We start from the raw sequence: 19,445 nt of genomic DNA on the forward strand, positions 1-19,445 counted from the left end.
GAGATAGGGACTTGAGAGCAGAGAGGTTCTCACCCCTCTCACTACGGGAGTCAGATGATGGCGATATTAAAAGAAAAATTCAAAAATGAAGTCATTTCTGCCATGGAAAAGGAATTTAATTACGGAAATGTTTGTGCCATCCCCCGGCTAAAGAAGATTGTGGTTAATATGGGGGTGGGCGAGGCGAGTAAGAATATAAAGTTGTTAGATTCGGCGGTGGAAGAGTTGACTCAGATTGCGGGACAGCGGCCGGTAAGGACTTACGCTAAAAAATCCATTGCCGGTTTTAAACTCCGGGCTGGAATGCCGGTCGGGTGTAAGGTTACTCTCCGAGGAAGCAGAATGTATGAGTTCCTGTATCGCTTGATTAATATTGCCTTGCCCAGGGTTCGTGATTTTAGAGGATTGTCAAGTAAGGCCTTTGACGGTCGAGGTAATTATACCCTGGGCATTACTGAGCAGATTATTTTCCCCGAAATTAACTATGATAAGGTAGAGCACTTTCGGGGGATGGATGTTTGCATAGTTACCTCGGCTAAAACCGATCGCGAGGGAAAGGAACTTCTCCGCTTGTTGGGGATGCCGTTTAGAGAGTAAAGTTTCGAACGACTGGCCACTGGCAACTCGAAAGGAGAAAGTTAAGTAGATGGCTAAGCTGTGTCTAAAACTTAAGGCACAACGTGAACCTAAATTTAAGGTCAGGGCTTATCATAGGTGTCCCCTTTGTGGACGTCCCCGCGCCTATCTTCGCCGGTTCGGTATGTGCCGAATATGTTTCAGAAAGCTGGTCCTGGAAGGGAAAGTCCCTGGCGTAGTTAAAGCCAGTTGGTAATTAAATCGTTACCAGAAGAGGAGAAAAGATTTCATGATGACTGATCCTGTGGCTGATATGTTAACGAGACTTCGGAATGCCAATTACGCTCAACACGAAAAGGTTGACATACCTTCTTCACAACTAAAGACAGATATTGCCCGAATACTTAAACAACGAAAATTTATCAAGAGTTATAAGTTTATTGAAGATAGGAAGCAAGGCATTTTGAGGATCTATTTGAGATACGGTCCTAATAAGGAACGAGTCCTGACTAATCTTAAGCGAGTTAGCCGTCCGGGATACCGTCGCTATGTAAGGGTTGATGAGATTCCAAGGGTCTGTGGCGGTTTGGGAATAGCTATCCTTTCTACCTCTCGGGGAATCAAGAGCGATAAGGAATGTAAACGGGAGAGGATGGGGGGAGAACTCCTTTGCTATGTCTGGTAAGCAGATAACCGAGCCCCCAAAAATTGGTGGGTGGTGGTTTAAGGAAAGGTTTTTGATATGTCACGAATAGGTCAGATGCCCATTCCGATTCCGGATGGGGTAAAGCTAAATATTGAGGGAAGAAGGGTTTCGGTTGTAGGCCCTAAAGGGACATTAACCCAGGAGATCCCTTACCCCATTACCTGTGAAGAGAAGAATGGCCATCTGGTCGTGGAACGGCCTAATGATACCCGATCCTATAGAGCCTTGCATGGATTATCGCGAGCATTACTTAACAATATAATCAAGGGAGTAACCGCCGGTTTCGAAAAGGTCCTTGAAATCAGTGGGGTGGGATATCGGGCTCAACTTCAAGGAAAACGCTTAACCCTTCAGATGGGCTTTTCTCACCCTGTAGTTTTTGAAGCTCCAAAAGGGGTGGAACTGGAGTTATTATCACCTACCAGGATAAAAGTTTTTGGCATTGATAAACAGTTGGTGGGAGAAGCCGCCGCCGAGATCCGGGCCATCAAAAGTCCTGAGCCTTACAAGGCCAAAGGTATCAGATATGCGGGTGAATATATCCGGCGCAAGGTAGGCAAGGCGGGCGTGAAATAACCATGACGGATAAAAATATCCTTAAGGCTAAAAGAAAAAAGAGGATTCGGTCTAAGGTCCTGGGATCAAGTAATCGACCCAGGTTCAGTGTTTATAGGAGCTTGAGACATAGTTATGCCCAATTGATAGATGATGAAGAGGGAAGGACTTTAGTTTCAGCCTCCAGTACCAAGAAAGGGATTAATACCATAAATAGAATGGAGGCGGCTAAACAGGTGGGCAAAGAAATTGCCAAACGGGCGTTAGCGGCCGGGATAGATTCTGTGGTTTTTGATAGAGGCGGTAATCTGTATCACGGCCGGGTAAAAGCCTTAGCTGAGGCGGCCAGGGAGGAGGGATTGAAGTTTTGAGTAATGATAAGTTGACCCCAGATGTCCAGCCAGTCGAATTAAGAGAAGAAGTGATTCACATTAATCGAGTAGCCAAGGTGGTCAAAGGGGGAAGGAGATTCAGTTTTTCGGCCCTGGTAGCCGTGGGTGATGGTCAAGGTCGAGTGGGCGTGGCTATAGGCAAAGCCAATGAGGTCCCTCAAACTATTAGTAAAGGGATAGAGGCGGCTAAGAAAAATATGATTGATATCCCCTGTAAAGGGACGACTATTCCTCACGAAATTGTAGGCCACTTTGGGGCGGGCAAGGTTATGTTAAAACCGGCTGCTCCAGGGACAGGAATTATTGCGGGAGGAGCGGTCCGGGCAGTAATGAAGGTGGCCGGAATCCAGGACATCTTGACCAAATCTTTAGGTAATGATAATCCCCTTAATGTAGTCAATGCTACGATGGAAGGCTTAAAACAAATAAAGCTTTTTCAAGAAAGGGCTATCCTGCGGGAGAAACCTGGATGAATGAAACCACGAATAAACACTTAGTAGTGGTCATTAGTAAGGGCCTCAAGGCCCAGTGACTAATGAGGGAGAGCTCTCTATTCGGGCCTATTCGGGTGTCTTCGTGGCTAAATTTACGGTAACTATTCAGCCACAAAGACACTAAGACACGAAGATTATAAGAATTATTCTTTGTGCCTTTGTGCCTTGGTGGCTGAATAGTGACAATTTACGATGAATACCTTACGGATTAAGTTGATTAAGAGTCAAATCGGTCGAAAAGAAAAACAGAGGCGAACTCTGTTTGCCCTGGGCCTTCGACGACTTAACCAAACCGTGATAAAACCGGACAATCCCCAGATCAGGGGGATGGTAGCCCATGTGGTTGATATGGTAGAGGTAGAAGAAGGGAATTGAGTTTCGGGTTACGAGTTTTAAGAGGCAACTCGAAACTTATTTAAAAGATGAGACTTAACGAATTAAGGCCTCCTAAAGGGGCCAAAAAGGCTAAAAAGCGGGTGGGTCGAGGGGTTGGTTCAGGCAGAGGGAAAACGGCCGGCCGTGGACACAAGGGCCAGTTAGCTCGGTCAGGCGGTAGATCACGACGGGGATTTGAAGGGGGTCAGATGCCGCTCGCCCGAAGGGTTCCTAAAAGAGGATTTACCAGCCTTAAAAAGAAATTGTATGCGATAGTAAATGTGCAAGACTTAAACCGGTTTGAGTCAGGGGCCTTGATTACACCGGATGTGCTTAAAGAAAGCGGACTGATAAAAGGGACCAAGTATGGGGTTAAGATTTTAGGGAAAGGCGACTTGAAGGTTCCTTTGATGGTAGGGATTGGGTGGATGAGTGAAGGCGCCAAGGCGAAAATCTTGAGGGCGGGAGGAAGCGTCGAGGGATGATTAACAGTATTGCTAGCCCTTTTAAGGCGCCGGATTTACGAAAGCGGATTCTCTTTACCGTCGCCTTGCTTGCTGTCTATAGGGTGGGGGCCTTTGTCCCAACTCCAGGGATAAATGGGCCGGCTCTCTCCGATTGGTTTCAACAACTGAAAGGGACGATCTTCGGTTTTCTTAATCTCTTCTCCGGTGGCGCCTTCGAGCAATTTTCCGTCTTTTCCCTGGGGATTATGCCCTATATCTCTGCCTCTATCATCCTCCAGCTTTTTACCATTGTCTTTCATTATTACGAAAAGCTTTCCAAAGAAGGAGACCAGGGAAGGAAAAAGATTACGCAACATACCCGATATGGCACTATTATCATAAGTATCATTCAGGCTCTGGGGGTCGGTTCCTACCTTCAAAGTCAGGTGGCTCCTTCCGGAGAGCCGATTGTTTACAATCCGGGTGTTAGTTTTCTCTTGATGACGGTTCTTACCCTCACTACGGGCACGGCTTTTATTATGTGGTTAGGGGAGCAGATTTCCGATAGAGGGATGGGAAATGGGATGTCGCTGATTATAGCGACAGGTATCATCGCTAATATCCCCGGGGCCATATCCAATACTGCCAAACTTGTCTTGACCGGCGAAATGAATCTCCTATCCCTAATCGGGATCATTATCGTTATCGTGGCGGTTACGGCGGCCGTAGTGATTATGCTCCAGGGACAGCGCCGAATTCCGGTTCAATATGCCAAGCGGGTGGTGGGACGCAAGGTTTATGGGGGGCAGAGCACCCATATCCCTCTTCAGATAAATCCGGCCGGGGTTATCCCGGTTATATTTGCCGCGGCTATCCTCGATTTTCCCAGGACAGTAGCTCTCTTCTTTAGTCAGAAAAACGTCATTGTGAGCACCTTTGTTAATATGTTCAGCCGGGAACATGTAGTTTATTCCCTTTTTTATTTTGTTATGGTTATTTTCTTTACCTACTTTTATACGGCCATTGTTTTTAAACCCGATGAGGTGGCTGACAATATGCGTAAATACGGGGGTTTTGTGCCGGGTATTCGTCCGGGCAAACCCACCGCTGACTATATCGAAAGGGTATTGAGCCGAATTGTCCTGGTGGGAGCGGTATTTTTAGCCTTGATTGCCCTGCTTCCTTCCATTCTTTATATGAGCCTGAAAGTGCCCTTTTGGTTCGGAGGTACCTCACTTTTAATTGTAGTGGGGGTAGTGCTGGATACGGTGAAACAGATTGAATCACAGCTCTTAATGAGTCATTATGAAGGATTTCTGAAGAAGGGCAAGTTAAGGGGACGGTTGAGGTAATTAATAATTGGTAACCGTTCATCCCATGAGGCTAGAGGCTCGATCCTCGATGCTCGATGCTGGTAAAGGATCCAGTATCCAGGATCGAGCATCGAAGATCGAGCATCGAGTGGGTGTTTTTGTGCCTTACGGGCTGAACGCTTATAATAATTGTTAATTATTAAGAAGGATGAGACTAATACTTTTAGGCCCTCCAGGGTCAGGCAAGGGAACTCAAGCTAAGTTTTTGATGACCAGCCACGGTATCCCTCAGATATCTACCGGTGATATATTGAGGGAAGCCGTGGCTAAAGGCACCAAATTAGGCCAGGAAGCAAAGGCTTATATGGAAGAGGGAAAACTGGTGCCCGATAAGCTCATCGTAGATATTATTAGAGAGAGGTTAGTAAAACCGGATTGTAAGAAGGGTTTTATCCTTGACGGGTTCCCTCGGACCCAGGCCCAGGCCGAGGCCTTACGGACCACCCTGGCTGAGATGGGTATCTCACTTTCTGCCGTCCTTAACATTCAGGTGGATGAACCTACCCTGGTTAGAAGACTTTCCGGGAGAAGGATTTGTCGTGATTGTCAAACCCCCTACCATATAGATTTTTCTCCACCTAAGATTTCTAATAAGTGTGATAAATGCGATGGGGAACTCTACCAGAGGAAGGACGATAAAGAAGAAGTAATTAAAAATCGACTGAAGGTCTATCTTGATCAAACAGAACCACTAATCAAGTATTATAAAGACCTGAGCGGGGTGCTTAAAGATATAGATGGAAAGGGAGAGATCGAGGAGATCTTTGATCGAATCGTAAGCGTCCTGAAATGATTCACATAAGGTCTCCAAAAGAATTGGCTAAAATGCGGCGTGGGGGCCGACTGGTAGCCGAGACCTTACAAATGCTGACCAAGTTGGTTAGACCGGGGATTAAAACCCTGGAATTAGATCGGGCCGCTTATGAGTTTATCACCTCACGGGGAGCAAAACCGGCCTTTTTGGGATATCGAGGGTTTCCGGCCAGTATCTGTACCTCCGTTAATTGCCAGGTAGTTCATGGAATTCCGGGTCAATATAGGCTTAAAGAAGGAGATATTATTGGAGTTGATCTGGGTGTAATTTGGGAAGGTTATTGTACCGATGCCGCTATTACTATTCCGATATGTGAAGTAACTCCTGAGACCTCGAGATTATTGGAAGTGGCTTTCGACGCCTTAAAGGCGGCGATGTCTGAGGCCAGGTCAGGCAAGCGAGTGCAAGACATCTCCTTTGCTATTCAATCTACGGCGGAAGCAGAAGGATTTTTCGCGACAAAAGATTTCGTCGGCCACGGTATTGGCAAAAAGATACATGAAGAACCTCAAATACCAAATATCGGCCAGCCAGGGAAGGGGCCGCGTCTTAAACCCGGGATGGTATTATGTCCGGAACCAATGATAAATGCGGGCACAGGAGAGACGGAAGTCCTGGCAGATGGGTGGACAGCCGTAACTAAAGATAGAAGCCTGTCAGCTCACTTTGAACATACTATTGTGGTGACTGAGGGTGAGCCGGAAATACTAACCATATAATTAACGTAACTATTCAGGCAGATAGGCTGAAGGCTTTTAGAAATAAATGCGGAGAGCAGATGATTGCACGTCAGCCTTCAGCCTTCAGTCTTCAGCCTTCAGCCTTCAGTCTTCAGCCTATCTACCTGAATAAATTGTTAATGGGGTGCTAAATGGCTAAGAAGGAAGAGGCAATCCGGGTAGAGGGAACAGTGGTTGAAGCCTTGCCGAATACCAATTTTAAGGTAGAATTGGAGAATGGACATAAGGTCTTAGCCCATATATCCGGGAAGATGAGAATGCATTTTATCAGGATATTGCCTGGAGACAAGGTGACAGTGGAGCTTTCTCCTTATGATCTCACCAGGGGGAGAATTATCTATCGGGCTAAATAATCAGAAGACAGAAATCAGAGGACAGATGACAGACATCTATATTTGAAACTTCGCCTTGTTCATCGTTTGGGCTATTTACCGACTTCAGCGAAAGGAGATGTATCATGGCCACCGACGAGCTATGGAGAGAATACGATTATCTCTTCAAACTGGAACAAAAGCTTAACAAGACTCGATGGACGGTATTTGTTGCCTTCTTATCGGTTAGCTTTATCGTCGCGTGCCTTGTTCTCAAGGAGATGGCTACGCTTGGGCCGTTGTTTGGAAAGTGTGGTATGACATTCGGGTGGCTCGTTTTCATGGCGGGCTTCTACCATTACTGGTGGTTTCATAGGAGAGCACATGAACTCCGGAACCGTATGTGCGAACTCGAGAAAAAGCTTGCCATCAGTGTATTCATAATCCGCACGAATAGACCACAACTGTGGGGTATGAAGATTTACTACCACTGGGCGGTGGACACTATGGCCATTGCTTACACCTTCATACTGATAATCCTCTTGGTGCGGTAGCCGGAGGGTACGATATTGAGCGCCAGCTAACAACCGGTTGCAGTGGACGGCCTTTGGCCGCCGCTGAACCGTAGCGATGAACAAGGCTGGTAAGTTGAATTGAGGTTTTAGAAATGAAAGTCAGGGCATCGGTTAAAAAGATATGTGAGAAATGCAAGATCATCAAAAGAAAAGGGATAGTGCGGGTTATCTGTGCTAACCCCAGACATAAACAGAGGCAAGGGTAATAATTATCAATTGATAATTGGCCATATCGCAAAACTCGCCCAGAAGTCACTTTGTCTGGTGTCTGGCGGTTATCAGACTACCAAACACCAAAGACAAGTGGCCGGGGTGACTTTGGCGGTAGGGCGATAATTGATAATGGTCAATTACTAATTGTTAATGGAGAAGAGGGGGGTGTGGTTTAGTTGGCCAGAATTGTGGGCGTAGATTTGCCGCGTGATAAGCGAGTTGAAGTAGCTTTAAGCTATATCTATGGCATCGGTATGTCCTCTTCCAGGAAAATTATTGGTATGGCTAACATTAATCCTGATACTCGGGTCCGGGATTTGACGGAAGAAGAAGTGACCAGGCTGAGGAATGTTATTGAGAAGAATTTTAAAGTGGAAGGTGATCTGCGAAGAGAGGTAACGCAGAATATAAAGAGACTTATGGATATAGGCTGTTATCGTGGGCTGAGACATCGTAGGGGTTTGCCGGTGAGGGGACAACGGACCCATACTAATGCCAGGACCAGAAAGGGCCCCAAAAGGATTATGGTAGGCAGAAAGAAAGGAAAGACGTAAAAATGGCTAAAAAAAGTTCTAAGAAGGCAGGGGGTAAGAAAAACATAAGAGTCGGGGTGGCTCACATACAATCTACTTTTAATAATACTATTGTTACCATTACTGATCAGATAGGTAATGCCTTGACGTGGGCTAGCGCGGGGACGGTGGGCTTTAAAGGTTCACGGAAATCGACACCTTTTGCGGCTCAAATGGCGGCTGAGGTAGCCGGAAAAAAGGCAAAGGATCAGGGGATGGAAGAGATTTCCGTTTATGTAACCGGTCCGGGAGCAGGGAGAGAATCAGCTATCCGGTCTCTTCAAGCCACTGGCCTGGAGGTCAAATTAATTAAGGATGTGACCCCTATTCCTCATAATGGTTGTCGGCCCAGAAAGCGGAGAAGGGTATAGTAAAAGGAGGGAGTTACTAATGGCTCGATATAAGGGGCCGGTTTGTAGGCTTTGCCGTCGGGAAGGTTCTAAACTGTTTTTGAAGGGCGAAAGGTGCCTTACTGAGGAATGCAGTATTACCAAGCGTAATTATGTTCCTGGATTCAAAGGTCAGGATAAGCGTCGTAAGATTTCCGAGTATGGAATCCAGCTTCGAGAAAAACAAAAAATAAAAAGAACCTATGGAATTTTGGAGCGGCAGTTTAGAAACTATTTTTATAAGGCCGAACGACAGCCTGGTATGACCGGCCAAAATCTTATCTTTCTTTTAGAACGAAGGCTGGATAATGTTATTTATAGGTTAGGATGGGCGTCCTCCAGAGCCCAGGCGCGACAGTTGGTTGAACACGGCCATTTTCTGGTTAACGGTAAAAAGGTAGATATTCCCTCTTTTATGGTTAAACCTGATGATGAGTTGGGGGTCTACCCACGAGACAGGAGTAAAAAACTAATAAAGGAATCGGTGGCCAGGCGGGCTAAAAAGGGAATTTCTGCCTGGTTAGAGGTCAATCCGGAGAATTTAACGGGTCGGTTTGTCAGAATCCCTGAAAGAGAAGAGATCGACCTTGAGGCCAATGAATCTTTGGTGGTGGAGCTTTATTCTAAGTAATTAACAATTATCGTAACCGTTCATCACATGATGCTCGATGCTCGATCCTGGATGCTCGATGCTCGATGACGGGATCCTTTTTTATCATCGAGGATCGAGCTTCGAGGATCGAGTTGGTGTCCTTGTGCCTGAGGGGCTGAACGTTTACCAATTATTAATTCAGCTGGGCGAAAGTTTCGGGGTGGTTTCAGGAGGGTTGGAGGATTCATCACTTGAATCCTCCAACCCTTGACCCCTATCTGACTTCAAACCAGGCAGGAATTTACGCCGGGCTGTATTAATGGTTAATTACCAGTATTGGAGGGAAATAGTGGTATGGGTGCAATACTATCCAGCAAGAGAGGGATAAAAGATATTGCTAAACTAAAGCGAGTAGATTACGAGGAAGCGACTCTAACTAATACTTACGGAAGATTCTTTGCCGGTCCTTTCGAAAAAGGCTTAGCCATTACTATTGGTAATAGTATCCGAAGGATGCTTCTTTCATCATTAACCGGAGCAGCTGTGACCTCAGTGAAGATAGCCGGTGCCCTCCATGAATTCTCGACCCTGCCGGGGGTAGTGGAAGATATAACTGATATTATCCTTAATTTGAAGGGACTGGTGGTCAAATTACATAATAGTAGCGGGCCTAAGACGATGCGTTTGGAGGTAGAGAGAGAGGGAGAGGTAACAGCCGCCGACATAGATGCCCCAGCTCAGGTAGAGATTTTAAATCCGGATCATCATATCGCTACGCTTAATTCAGAAGGGACAAAATTGGAGATGGAAATAGAAGTTGATACCGGAATTGGTTATGTCCCAGCGGAAATAAATAAGCAAGATAATCAGTCTGTTGGAGTTATACCCATAGATTCTTTCTTTTCTCCGGTAAAGAAGGTTAAATATGAAATCGAGGACGTCCGGGTAGAACATGTGACTGATTATGAGCGTCTTATTATAGAAGTTTGGACTAATGGCAGTATGGTTCCTCGGGATGCCCTGGCCTACGCCGCTAAACATCTCAAAGATAATCTGGCTATTTTTATCAACTTTGAAGAGGGCGTAATAGAAGAACCGGAGACAGAAGAAGATAAAGAACGGGAGAGACTTAAGGCCATTTTGAGAATACCTGTCGAGGAATTGGAACTCTCTGTTCGTTCGGCTAATTGTCTAAGGAGCGATAATATTCGGACCCTGGGAGAGATGGCTATGAAAACAGAGCAAGATATGTTGAAGACCAGGAATTTTGGAAAAAAATCTTTATTGGAAATTAAGGAGAAATTGGCCGCTTATGGCCTTCATTTGGGTATGGAAGGTATTGAAGAATTAATGAAGGAAGATGAGGAAGAGAAGTAATGCGCCACTTAAAAAAAGGAAAGAAATTAGGACGAACTGTTTCCCACCGGAAGGCAATGCTTTCTAATTTAACCACCTCTCTCTTCAGACATGGCAGGATTACTACCACCGAAGCTAAGGCTAAGGAGCTGGTCAAAGTAGCCAGCCGGGTGATAACTACGGCTAAGGGGGAAGATCCTCTACATGCCAGACGTCAAGTCGTAAAGCTGATTAAGGATAAAGAAATAGTAAAGACTCTTTTTGACGATATTGCGCCCAGGTTTAAAGACAGGCCAGGGGGATATATTCGTGTTTTAAGAGCCGGCCAACGACAAGGAGATGCGGCCCAGTTAGCCATAGTTGAGTTGGTAGAAGAAGCCTATGAAGTTTAAGGCATTATTTCGTAAATACGCTCAACTCGCTTTCGACTACGTTCAGCCAACTTCCGCGCCTCGGCGTAAGATATGTATTTCTAACCTCTCCGCCAAACGCCGGGCTTCTGTGCTCCCGGGCGTTTACCTTCCGCCAGCTACCTAACAGTCAATGTATTTCTTTTTCATGCCGATTCTCCTTTCTATAACACATTGCTATCATATTAGAGATATCGACATAATTGCCTAATAACTAAATCAAAGGTCATGGAAAAATTTCGACCTGTACGGTTAAGGTTGTAGACTACTACTGACGCTGAAAGCGTCAAATTTTAAATAGCCGTAGGTGCAAGCTACGGAAGATAAATACATCCGCAACGCTCGACCCTGCAAGGGTCGAATTATCCATCACATAGAATTCAACCCTTTCAGGGTTGAGCTGTGGTAGATGCTTCGTTTCCGCAGGTTTTACCTGTGGTTATGTAAAATTCAAACCTTTCAGGTTTGAGGAGAATTGCTTGTAATTCCTAACCGTACGGGTCGAAATTTTTCGACCTGTGAAATAGGTTTATACAAATATCCCCCAATTAGGGTAAGAAAGAGAATAAACAGATCGCTCCTCTGGAGCTAATTTGTTATGAGAGATATATTCTACAAACATGTCGCTCCTCTGGAGCTAACCTGAATAAAGCTCCGTAGGAGAGCAATCTGTTTGTAGTATTTCGCAAAAGCAATATATTTGCAGCTCCGTAGGAGCGACCTGTTTTTAGTAGTAGAGCTTGAATATCTATGTCTATGGGAAGTTTCTTGCATTTTATTTAAATCTATTTCACAGGTCGAAATTTTTCTTCACGGGTAACCGTTCATCCCATGAGGCTGAACGCTTACCTTCACGGCTGACGCATAAATTACCGAATATTAATGTCAAGGTCAAAAACTATGTCCATCTATAAAACCAGGGCCATTGTTTTAAGAACCAGGGAGTTAGGCGAGACAAGCCGGATTATTAGGCTGTATTCTCTTAGGTATGGTAAGATAGATGCTGTAGCTAAAGGAATCAGGAACTTGACTTCCCGTTTTGGGGCGAGACTGGAGCCTTTTACCCTGGTCGATCTGGTCCTTTGGGGAGATGTAGAAAAAGAAGGACTCCAGATCATTACCCAGGCCCAAATTATTAATTCACATCAAGCCCTGCGTGAAGACCTCGACCGGATAGCTATCAGCTCCTTTCTGGTCGAGTTAGTAGAATCCCTGGTTGAAGGAGGCAGTGAGGCGAATATCTTTTATCTCCTTGAAAACTTCCTTTACGCCTTAGAGACCAGAATCTCTCCCCTGTTTATTTACGCCTTTTTGCTTAAATTACTTTCCTTGCTTGGCCTTAAGCCCCATCTAAAAGACTGTCTAAATTGTCACGGCCAAGTAGAGACCAGGGTCGTATTTTCTGCCGCCGAGGGAGGAATTTTCTGCCTTTCCTGTGCTCCACCCCGAGGAGTAATCACTATTTCAGCCGGAACCCTGGCGCTGGCCAAACAGCTTTTGGCCCTTCCCCCCTTAAAGATAGACCAAATAAGGCCTTCCCCCCCTCTCTTGCTCGAGCTGAAATCAATGATTCTTGACCATTTATTGGCTCAGCATCTGCCGAGGCATCTGAAAAGCTTGAAGTTCCTTATTATTCCTTGAGCGCCCCCATGCGGATGCCTTTAACAAAGAATCCTTGAAAGGCAAAAAAGATAATCATCATCGGCACGGCCGCCACGACTGCTCCAGCCATAAGCAGGCCATAGTCTAACACCTGTTTACTTTGCAGGGTGGCCAGACCGACAGGGAGGGTATAGCGAGAGGCTGAATTAAGGACAATCAGCGGCCAGAGGAAGGCATTCCAGTAAGTGATAAAAGTAAAAATCCCCAAAGCTCCTAAGACCGGTTTCGAGAGAGGCAGTATAATATGCCGGTAAATACCGGCTTCTGAGCAGCCGTCCATTCTGGCGGCATCTTCCAGGTCCCGCGGTAGGCCTTCCATATACTGCTTCATCAGGAATATTCCGAAAGGACCGGCCAAACCGGGTAAAATAACCGCCCAGAGAGAATCAAGCAGATGCAGTTTGCTCATCATTAAATAAAGAGGCACTACTATCACCTGTCCCGGAATCATCATTAAAGATATAATCGCCCAGAAGAGGATGGTCTTGCCAGGAAAATCCTTGCGGGCAAAGGCATAGCCGGCCAGGGAATCAAAGAGAAGGTGAAAAAAGGTGACGGCCAGGCTGATTAAAGTAGAGTTAAAAAGCCAGCGCAATATCTCGGAATGGCTGAAGAGGTCTTTAAAGTTCATCCAGGTGTAGTCCCGGCCAAGTAAATCAGGGGGCACCTGGGTGATACTCTCCGGATGAGTAAAGGCCGTGACAAACATCCAGACCAGGGGAAAAAGAAAAATGGCTGCTCCGGCAAACAATAAGGCGTAAAGGCCGATTTCGAGTTTCGAGTTGGGGGCAGCCGCTTGCGGGTCGTCGAGTTTCGGGTTCATTTAATGCTCTCTTTTGGTCCAGAAGATACAAAGTTTTGCCGGTTGCGCGCCTCGAAAGCTCGGTTGATAATTTAACCCTCTGCGCCTCGCCGCCGGAAAGGGTTGTCGGGGGTTGGCCGAGCTTGATGTATCCGAGGCCAACGTCATAAAGGGTCTGGACGATTTTTTAATCTCTACTGTTCCATATTGGGTAGCAGACAATATTATCCTCCTTTATCTTAAGTTCGTATTGTCAACCTAAGTTTTGCACGAAATCGAATTTATCGTCTTTCTTTTTTTATAAGCCACAGATTTACACGGATGAACACAGATAAAAACTAACTCTCTACAAGAATTTGTTCTTGTGATTTTTGTGAGAATCAATGAACATTCTTCTTTAGCATAACTTCTTTCACTGGAACAGGGTAAGCACTGATGACATCATCCATCGTTGTAATGATCAGACCGTGCGCCAATGCTTGGCAAATTAGCATACGGTCAAACGGATCACGGTGAATCGATGGCAGATTGGCAAGTTTACACACGCTGGCTTCATCGAGCGACAAGCTGGCAATTTGATGCTGTTGGCGCTGAATGGGGAGATAAACATCGGGTGGTTGAGGTAATGGCAATTTGCCAAGGTGATACTTGACCGTGGCCTCCCACAGAGATACCACGCTCAAATAGACCTCATTACTCAAGTCACGAATCGCATCACGCATACCAGCCGATAGGCGTCTGTCTGCGCTGATAAACCAAAGGAAGATCTGGGTATCTAGTAAGTGCTTCATCTTCCCTCGAACTCTTGAATGACATGTTCTGGCAACGGAGCATCAAAATCGTCTGGTGCACTAAATTCCCCAACACACAATCCAAAAGGGCGTAAGAGTTCAGCCGGCGGAGCAATTGGCCTGATTTCTGCCAATGGCCTACCAGCCTTGACAATCACGAAAGTCTCGCCACCTTCCACACGTTGGAGGTAGGCCGGCAAATCCTGCTTTATTTCGTCCACATTGACCTGGACCGTATCAGTACTGATCACAGACATTTCAGTTCAATCCTCCGATTCGTCTTCAGCGGCGCGGCATCGCGGTAGGACGGCCAGTTACCCGACCGCCCCCGCACAGATCCCGGCGTGCAGTTTTGCCGCATCGGGCTCTTCAGTTATCCTCGCTTCCGCCTTCGGCCCTTGGGCCTTCTTCGCTATTCCCTGCAAGAAGGTGGATAAGCCTTAGTGCAGGTTATTGACTCAAAATCCGAAACTCGAAACCCGAAACGCGGAACTTAATGTGGCGGTATATGTGCGGTGGAAATGACACTGTAAATCGGCCCGGCCGGCGTTAACTGGCTCTTCATTAAATTGATCTTAGTCACCGGCATTTTAATAGAAACAACCTTTAGTGAACTCATTATTTCAGCCAATTTGTCTCTATTATCTATTTCTTTTACCCGGCCGAGGGTGATGTGAGAGACAAATTCTTTGTCCTCCTTTGGCACCCCTATACTGAATAATCGGCGATCCAATTCCTGAGCCAGTTGTTTCAGTCTCTCCCGCGGGTCTTTTATCCCTACCCAGACTATTCTTGGCTTTTTAAGAGACGGGAAAGCCCCTAAGGCATCCAGAGATATCTCGAACCATTCTTTTCTCTGAGCGGTTTCCTGAATGATCTTCGTCACAGACTTGAGATTGTTCCTGGGAATATTTCCCATGAATTTCAAAGTGAGATGGATAGAATCCGGCTCAACCCACTTTACTTTTGCTACAGCCTTTTTTAGCCGCTCCTGAACACTAATTAATTCTTCTTTTATCTCCGGGGTAATGGGAATGGCAATAAAGCATCTGATATCAGCATCACTCATAGGTTCATATCTCGTAACTACTCAGGTAGATAGGCTGTCCCTAAAAGCCTTCCAACTTCAGTTTATTTACCTGAGTAGTTACCATATCTCCTTGGATTACTCCTTCTATCAACCTAAAGGCTTCAGCGGCTGTTTGATTCTTGATCTCTATTCGCTCACCAGTGAAATTAAACTTCCTTATAGTAACTTTTCCTTTAAAGGAAAGGGCGATGTAGACCAGACCAACCGGTTTTTCTTTAGTCCCTCCTGAGGGCCCGGCGATACCGGTCACCCCTAAGCCCACATCGGTCTTCAATAGCCGGGCTATCCCAAGGGCCATCGCTCTGGCTGTCTCCCGGCTCACGGCTCCGAACCGCTGAATTACCTCAGGGTTAACACCCAGAATTTTCATTTTGACCTCGTTACTATAGGCCACCACCCCCCCTATAAAGTAATTCGAACTGCCCGGAACATTGGTAAATTGATGCGAGATTAAACCACCGCTGCATGATTCAGCTATCCCGATGGTTAATTGTCGCTCACTTAGAATCTGGCTGACACGCCTTGCGATTGCGGATGGCGGATTTTTCATTTTGGATTCCAGATGTTACATTCTGCTCCTTACTTCTTTCCTAGTAAAAACCCGGTTGATTACCTCCCCTTTTTTCCCCAGCGGGGGTAAGACTCGACCATTCCATCTAAGGATTAAGTTGCCGGCATCGCCAACGGTTATCTCTATCCTGTCAAACGCTTCCCATCTCACAGTCTGTCCCGGAGTAAGTGTCTCTTCCTCTTCTTCACCGTCCAGGGAAACCAGAACCCAAACTTCCTTCAGGATTTCGGCTTCCAAGACCAACATTTTCGGATTATAATCCTGCCTATCAGCGATCTGTTTCTCTTCAACAGCTTGAGCTTCCAAGGCCGTTGAAGTTTCACGGGTATCTATTAATTCTGTTGAAGTAAACGTCAAGAATTCAGGCGTATCGGTTGATTCTTCAGGCGCAAGTGATTCCTCCGAGAGCGGTTTTTTCTGAAAGATATCCCTTTCTGTCTCTACGGATTGAGTGGCCGGGGTGATGTCCTTCTCTCCTTCCATAAATTGGGCTAAAGAAAACCAGAGGATAGCTCCCAAAACAAGAATTGAGAAGCCAAACAGCACATCCTTTCGTCCACCTGAAGAAACAGCATCAGCCTCTCGCTGCCGAGGGAGAGGGACAGCCTTTTTAGTCACATGCGGATGAGAGGATATCTCCTCTTTCAATAGGCGATTCATTTCCTCAGGGTCAAGGCCAAGAAAGGCACAGTATTTCCGTAAAAATCCGTAGAGGTAAGTTTCCCCAGGAATCAGATCATAGGCCTCATTTTCCAGGGCCTTCAGATGCTTTTGGTTAATATGTGTTTCTCTGGCGGCCTCTTCCAGTGAAATTTCTTTTTCTTCCCGTTTGGCCTGCAGGATTTCGCCTAAAGACATGTTTACCCCCTTTATCTATTACCCAATATATCATAGATATAATCTTATTTCAAGACATTTTTATCTTGAGCCATCTGTGAAGAATGAAAATCTTGACTTCGCCCCTGATTTATGTTATGATAAGCGTTGAAAATGGAGAGCAGTGTCAAAAGATATACGGTAACCGTTCATCCCTCGATGCTGGATCCCCGATGCTCGATGCTCGAGCATCGGGGATCGAGTTTGTGCCTTAGTGGCTGAACGCTTACGAAATATGAAAGTGGATATGTTAGGCTCTTGTTTCTCTGGAAGGACAAGTGAAGATTAGGCCCTATGAAAGATTTCAATCTCTTACAGGTAAGCAGTATAATTTTACTCCTTTTGCTCTTCCTCCCTGGTTGCTGGACCAGGGATGAAGTAATGACCATCCGTCTTTGGGAATTCCCCCGCTGGCGTGAGGGGGATGAGCTGGACCGCTTTGTCTGGATCAAGCGTCAGATAGCCGAGTTTGAAGCGAGCCATCCTGGGGTCAAGATCGAGTTGACTGAGTTGACCTGGGATAGGGGCCAGGATAAGATCCGGATCGCCACCGCGGCCGGGTTGGGGCCGGACATTGTCTCCGGCAGTCTGCCGGTGGAATATATTGAAGCCGGAGTGATAGAACCAATAGATGATTATCTGGCTCTCGAGGATAAGAAAGATTACTACCCGGCCGGCTTCAGCGCCTATACCTATAAAGGCAAACACTGGGGCTGGCCATGGTTTCTGACCGGTCAGATGCTTTTTTTGAATCTGGATATATTTAAAGAACGGGGAGTGGAACCCCCACAGGGTCCCTGGACTTACGAAGAGTTTGCCGCTAAAATGAAGGCCATGACCTTTGATTCTGACGGAGATAAAAGGGTAGACACTTATGGCTTCGGCTTTACAGTCACTCCCGGCGCCACCGATATCTGGCCATTTCTTTATATGGATGGCGGCCGCGCCTTGAGTGATGATCTCACGCAATATACCTTTGATGAACCACCTGGCGTCTCCGGCCTGAGCCAACTGCGGGACCTGGTCCATACCTACCGGGTGTCTTTACCGGAGAGTGGTGGTCTGAAAACAACCGACCTCTGGCAGGCCTTTGCCAAGCAGAGACGGATTGCCTGCGCTCCCTGGGGTATTTGGGCCATCCCTGCCCTAAGGTTTGATGAGGCCCAAAAAGCGAAGGGATTAACGGAGGAGGATTTCTTTGACTTCACGGTGGTCGGTTATCCTATGGGCAAGAGCGGCCAACCTTTAACTTTCATTGGGGTAAGTGGGTTCATTGTCTTTAAACAGCCTGACCCTGCCAGGCGAGATATGTGCATAGAACTGGCTAAATCTCTTACCAGCGGTCAGAACCAGAAGGCTCTGGCTGCTTATGGGGTCTTTCCTACCCGCGTCTCAGCCGGGAATATTTATCCGGACGATCCCTATATGACTAAGGCGGCTAAAATCCTTCAGGATGGCCTAACTGTTCCGGCTCATCCTGATTGGGGTAAGATGGATGAGGTCATTCAGCGGCAGATCCAATTGGCTGTTTTGGGTGAAAAAAGTGCGGCTGCCGCCCTGACTGATGCCGGAGTAGAGGTTGAAGCTATCCTGTCTCAAAGGCTAAAGACCACTGCCGACTTGAAGGGCATTGGAGTCGGGGAAAAGGCGGGAAACTACCTCTATCTTTTTCTATTTCTGGCTGGAGCCTTGATACTCTGGTTAGGACTGAAGATGAGGGGCATAAAGGAATCCACCCGCTTTGCCTACCTAGCTATTTCCCCGGCGATGCTTATCTTTGCCGTTTTCCTGGCCTTTCCGGTCGGTCGGGCCTTTTTATTGGCCTTTCAGGAATACGAAATCGGCGGCCCTATCCTGGGGAATTGGGTCGGCGCCGACAACTTTCGGGCCTTAGCTAAAAATGAGGTCTTCTGGAAATCCCTGAAGAATACCCTGGTCTACACGGCCTTTACGGTCCCGATAAATGTCCTGATTGCCCTTATTCTGGCTAGCCTCATTCATCCCTTATCCGACCGCATGCGGACCTTTTTCCGGGCGGCCTATTATCTCCCCCATGTCACCTCAGTAGTGGTCATCTCCATGGTCTGGCGCTGGCTTTTTGATTACAACTACGGTCTCTTAAACCAGGTCCTTACCGGCCTGGGCCTTGAAGGCCTTCACTGGCTGACTGATGTTCACCTGGCCATGGGCAGCATCATTGGCTCCAGCCTGCTTTACACCCCTGGCGGCCCGATTATTATCTATCTGGCGGCTCTGGCGGCCATGCCTTCTTCCCTTCACGAAGCAGCCCTGATGGACGGGGCCGGGCCAATCCGCCGCTGGTGGCACATCACCCTCCCCCTGCTTCGACCCACTACCCTGTTTTTGTTAGTCACTACTTCCATCGCCTCCTTTCAGGTCTTTGCCCAGGTGCTCATTCTAACTGATGGCGGCCCTGGCTATGCCACTTCTGTCTTAGTTCACCGCATCTACACCACCGCCTTTAGAGACTTTGACTTCGGCCTCGCCTCAGCTATGGCCTTGATTCTTTTTGTAGTCATTATGACTATCTCTGCCATCCAATTTAAGATTTTCAGGAAAAAATGGGAGTAACTATTCAGCCACGGATTAACCCGGATTAGCACGGATAAAATAGAATGAGTTTAAAATAGGGAAAAATAACAGAGGACATTATCGGGAGGAGCATTTGAAGTTTACAATTTGGAAGAGAAAGAGTTGAATTTAAACGATTCATATTATTAAAAAAAATCAGTGTTTCATCCGT

Annotated in this window: 29 protein-coding genes; 22 read left to right on the forward strand and 7 right to left on the reverse strand. The window is 46.5% G+C overall.

From position 1 onward, the window contains the following. Nucleotides 1-57: 57 nt before the first annotated feature. The 18 genes from rplE (at nt 58) to rpsD (ending at nt 9,162) form a co-directional block, all read left to right on the forward strand. Entirely contained in the window at nt 58-597 is a 540-nt protein-coding gene (gene rplE, locus AB1797_00550) for a 50S ribosomal protein L5 (protein ID MEW5766103.1), read from the forward strand. A 49-nt stretch (nt 598-646) separates the two neighbouring features. Then, a complete protein-coding gene (locus tag AB1797_00555; GenBank protein ID MEW5766104.1) occupies nt 647-832 on the forward strand; it encodes a type Z 30S ribosomal protein S14 in 186 nt (61 codons plus the stop codon). 36 nt (nt 833-868) lie between these two features. Beyond that, nucleotides 869-1,261, forward strand: coding sequence for a 30S ribosomal protein S8 (gene rpsH, locus AB1797_00560; GenBank protein MEW5766105.1), 393 nt, complete (start codon nt 869-871; stop codon nt 1,259-1,261). Nucleotides 1,262-1,318: 57 nt separating this feature from the next. Continuing rightward, nucleotides 1,319-1,858, forward strand: a complete 540-nt coding sequence (rplF, locus tag AB1797_00565) for a 50S ribosomal protein L6 (protein MEW5766106.1) — start codon at nt 1,319-1,321, stop codon at nt 1,856-1,858. Between the two features lie 2 nt (nt 1,859-1,860). After that, nucleotides 1,861-2,208, forward strand: a complete 348-nt coding sequence (rplR, locus tag AB1797_00570; protein ID MEW5766107.1) for a 50S ribosomal protein L18 — start codon at nt 1,861-1,863, stop codon at nt 2,206-2,208. Continuing rightward, entirely contained in the window at nt 2,205-2,702 is a 498-nt protein-coding gene (rpsE, locus tag AB1797_00575; protein ID MEW5766108.1) for a 30S ribosomal protein S5, read from the forward strand. The genes rplR and rpsE overlap by 4 nt, the downstream gene beginning before the upstream one ends. A gap of 213 nt (nt 2,703-2,915) precedes the next feature. Continuing rightward, complete coding sequence (gene rpmD / locus AB1797_00580; protein ID MEW5766109.1) at nt 2,916-3,098, forward strand: 50S ribosomal protein L30; 183 nt, start codon at nt 2,916-2,918, stop codon at nt 3,096-3,098. A 47-nt stretch (nt 3,099-3,145) separates the two neighbouring features. Beyond that, complete coding sequence (rplO, locus tag AB1797_00585) at nt 3,146-3,583, forward strand: 50S ribosomal protein L15 (protein MEW5766110.1); 438 nt, start codon at nt 3,146-3,148, stop codon at nt 3,581-3,583. Next, nucleotides 3,580-4,896, forward strand: coding sequence for a preprotein translocase subunit SecY (gene secY, locus AB1797_00590; GenBank protein ID MEW5766111.1), 1,317 nt, complete (start codon nt 3,580-3,582; stop codon nt 4,894-4,896). Before rplO ends, secY begins: the two co-directional genes overlap by 4 nt. Nucleotides 4,897-4,921: 25 nt before the next feature. Further along, nucleotides 4,922-5,053 (forward strand): hypothetical protein, encoded by a 132-nt coding sequence (locus AB1797_00595; GenBank protein MEW5766112.1) that lies wholly within the window; start codon nt 4,922-4,924, stop codon nt 5,051-5,053. 12 nt (nt 5,054-5,065) lie between these two features. Further along, nucleotides 5,066-5,710 (forward strand): adenylate kinase, encoded by a 645-nt coding sequence (locus tag AB1797_00600; GenBank protein MEW5766113.1) that lies wholly within the window; start codon nt 5,066-5,068, stop codon nt 5,708-5,710. After that, a complete protein-coding gene (map, locus tag AB1797_00605) occupies nt 5,707-6,450 on the forward strand; it encodes a type I methionyl aminopeptidase (GenBank protein ID MEW5766114.1) in 744 nt (247 codons plus the stop codon). Before AB1797_00600 ends, map begins: the two co-directional genes overlap by 4 nt. 152 nt (nt 6,451-6,602) lie before the next feature. After that, nucleotides 6,603-6,824, forward strand: a complete 222-nt coding sequence (gene infA / locus AB1797_00610) for a translation initiation factor IF-1 (protein ID MEW5766115.1) — start codon at nt 6,603-6,605, stop codon at nt 6,822-6,824. 104 nt (nt 6,825-6,928) lie between these two features. Continuing rightward, nucleotides 6,929-7,336, forward strand: coding sequence for a hypothetical protein (locus tag AB1797_00615; protein MEW5766116.1), 408 nt, complete (start codon nt 6,929-6,931; stop codon nt 7,334-7,336). Nucleotides 7,337-7,449: 113 nt separating this feature from the next. Continuing rightward, the gene (rpmJ, locus tag AB1797_00620; protein MEW5766117.1) at nt 7,450-7,563 is read left to right on the forward strand and encodes a 50S ribosomal protein L36; all 114 of its coding nucleotides are present in this window, start codon (nt 7,450-7,452) and stop codon (nt 7,561-7,563) included. A 183-nt stretch (nt 7,564-7,746) separates the two neighbouring features. Next, a complete protein-coding gene (rpsM, locus tag AB1797_00625) occupies nt 7,747-8,124 on the forward strand; it encodes a 30S ribosomal protein S13 (protein MEW5766118.1) in 378 nt (125 codons plus the stop codon). A gap of 2 nt (nt 8,125-8,126) precedes the next feature. Next, nucleotides 8,127-8,513, forward strand: coding sequence for a 30S ribosomal protein S11 (gene rpsK / locus AB1797_00630; protein ID MEW5766119.1), 387 nt, complete (start codon nt 8,127-8,129; stop codon nt 8,511-8,513). Between the two features lie 19 nt (nt 8,514-8,532). Further along, nucleotides 8,533-9,162: a 30S ribosomal protein S4 gene (rpsD, locus tag AB1797_00635; GenBank protein MEW5766120.1), complete on the forward strand. Its 630-nt coding sequence runs from the start codon at nt 8,533-8,535 to the stop codon at nt 9,160-9,162. 23 nt (nt 9,163-9,185) lie between these two features. On the opposite strand, the gene AB1797_00640 is transcribed toward rpsD, so the two are convergent. Then, complete coding sequence (locus AB1797_00640; protein ID MEW5766121.1) at nt 9,186-9,374, reverse strand: hypothetical protein; 189 nt, start codon at nt 9,372-9,374, stop codon at nt 9,186-9,188. A 103-nt stretch (nt 9,375-9,477) separates the two neighbouring features. Between AB1797_00640 and AB1797_00645 the strand changes: the two genes are divergently transcribed. From AB1797_00645 to recO, 3 genes are all read left to right on the forward strand, one after another. After that, entirely contained in the window at nt 9,478-10,500 is a 1,023-nt protein-coding gene (locus tag AB1797_00645) for a DNA-directed RNA polymerase subunit alpha (GenBank protein MEW5766122.1), read from the forward strand. Then, the gene (gene rplQ / locus AB1797_00650) at nt 10,500-10,871 is read left to right on the forward strand and encodes a 50S ribosomal protein L17 (protein ID MEW5766123.1); all 372 of its coding nucleotides are present in this window, start codon (nt 10,500-10,502) and stop codon (nt 10,869-10,871) included. Before AB1797_00645 ends, rplQ begins: the two co-directional genes overlap by 1 nt. Before the next feature lie 900 nt (nt 10,872-11,771). Further along, nucleotides 11,772-12,530 (forward strand): DNA repair protein RecO, encoded by a 759-nt coding sequence (recO, locus tag AB1797_00655; protein ID MEW5766124.1) that lies wholly within the window; start codon nt 11,772-11,774, stop codon nt 12,528-12,530. Here the strand turns inward: recO and AB1797_00660 are convergent. The 6 genes from AB1797_00660 to AB1797_00685 form a co-directional block, all read right to left on the reverse strand. After that, complete coding sequence (locus tag AB1797_00660; GenBank protein MEW5766125.1) at nt 12,520-13,374, reverse strand: carbohydrate ABC transporter permease; 855 nt, start codon at nt 13,372-13,374, stop codon at nt 12,520-12,522. The genes recO and AB1797_00660 overlap by 11 nt on opposite strands. Nucleotides 13,375-13,733: 359 nt before the next feature. Next, nucleotides 13,734-14,144 (reverse strand): type II toxin-antitoxin system VapC family toxin, encoded by a 411-nt coding sequence (locus tag AB1797_00665; GenBank protein MEW5766126.1) that lies wholly within the window; start codon nt 14,142-14,144, stop codon nt 13,734-13,736. Then, complete coding sequence (locus AB1797_00670) at nt 14,141-14,401, reverse strand: type II toxin-antitoxin system Phd/YefM family antitoxin (protein MEW5766127.1); 261 nt, start codon at nt 14,399-14,401, stop codon at nt 14,141-14,143. The genes AB1797_00665 and AB1797_00670 overlap by 4 nt, the downstream gene beginning before the upstream one ends. A 236-nt stretch (nt 14,402-14,637) precedes the next feature. Next, the gene (gene thpR / locus AB1797_00675; GenBank protein ID MEW5766128.1) at nt 14,638-15,213 is read right to left on the reverse strand and encodes an RNA 2',3'-cyclic phosphodiesterase; all 576 of its coding nucleotides are present in this window, start codon (nt 15,211-15,213) and stop codon (nt 14,638-14,640) included. A 40-nt stretch (nt 15,214-15,253) separates the two neighbouring features. Next, nucleotides 15,254-15,784: a CinA family protein gene (locus AB1797_00680; protein ID MEW5766129.1), complete on the reverse strand. Its 531-nt coding sequence runs from the start codon at nt 15,782-15,784 to the stop codon at nt 15,254-15,256. Between the two features lie 15 nt (nt 15,785-15,799). Then, nucleotides 15,800-16,663 (reverse strand): RodZ domain-containing protein, encoded by an 864-nt coding sequence (locus AB1797_00685; GenBank protein ID MEW5766130.1) that lies wholly within the window; start codon nt 16,661-16,663, stop codon nt 15,800-15,802. 312 nt (nt 16,664-16,975) lie between these two features. Here AB1797_00685 and AB1797_00690 point away from each other — a divergent pair, with 312 nt between their 5' ends. Then, on the forward strand, nt 16,976-19,273 hold the full coding sequence (locus AB1797_00690) for an extracellular solute-binding protein (GenBank protein MEW5766131.1): 2,298 nt from the start codon (nt 16,976-16,978) through the stop codon (nt 19,271-19,273). The last annotated feature ends 172 nt before the right edge of the window (nt 19,274-19,445 follow it).

Source organism: bacterium, from assembly GCA_040753085.1.
Classification (GTDB): domain Bacteria; phylum UBA9089; class JASEGY01; order JASEGY01; family JASEGY01; genus JASEGY01.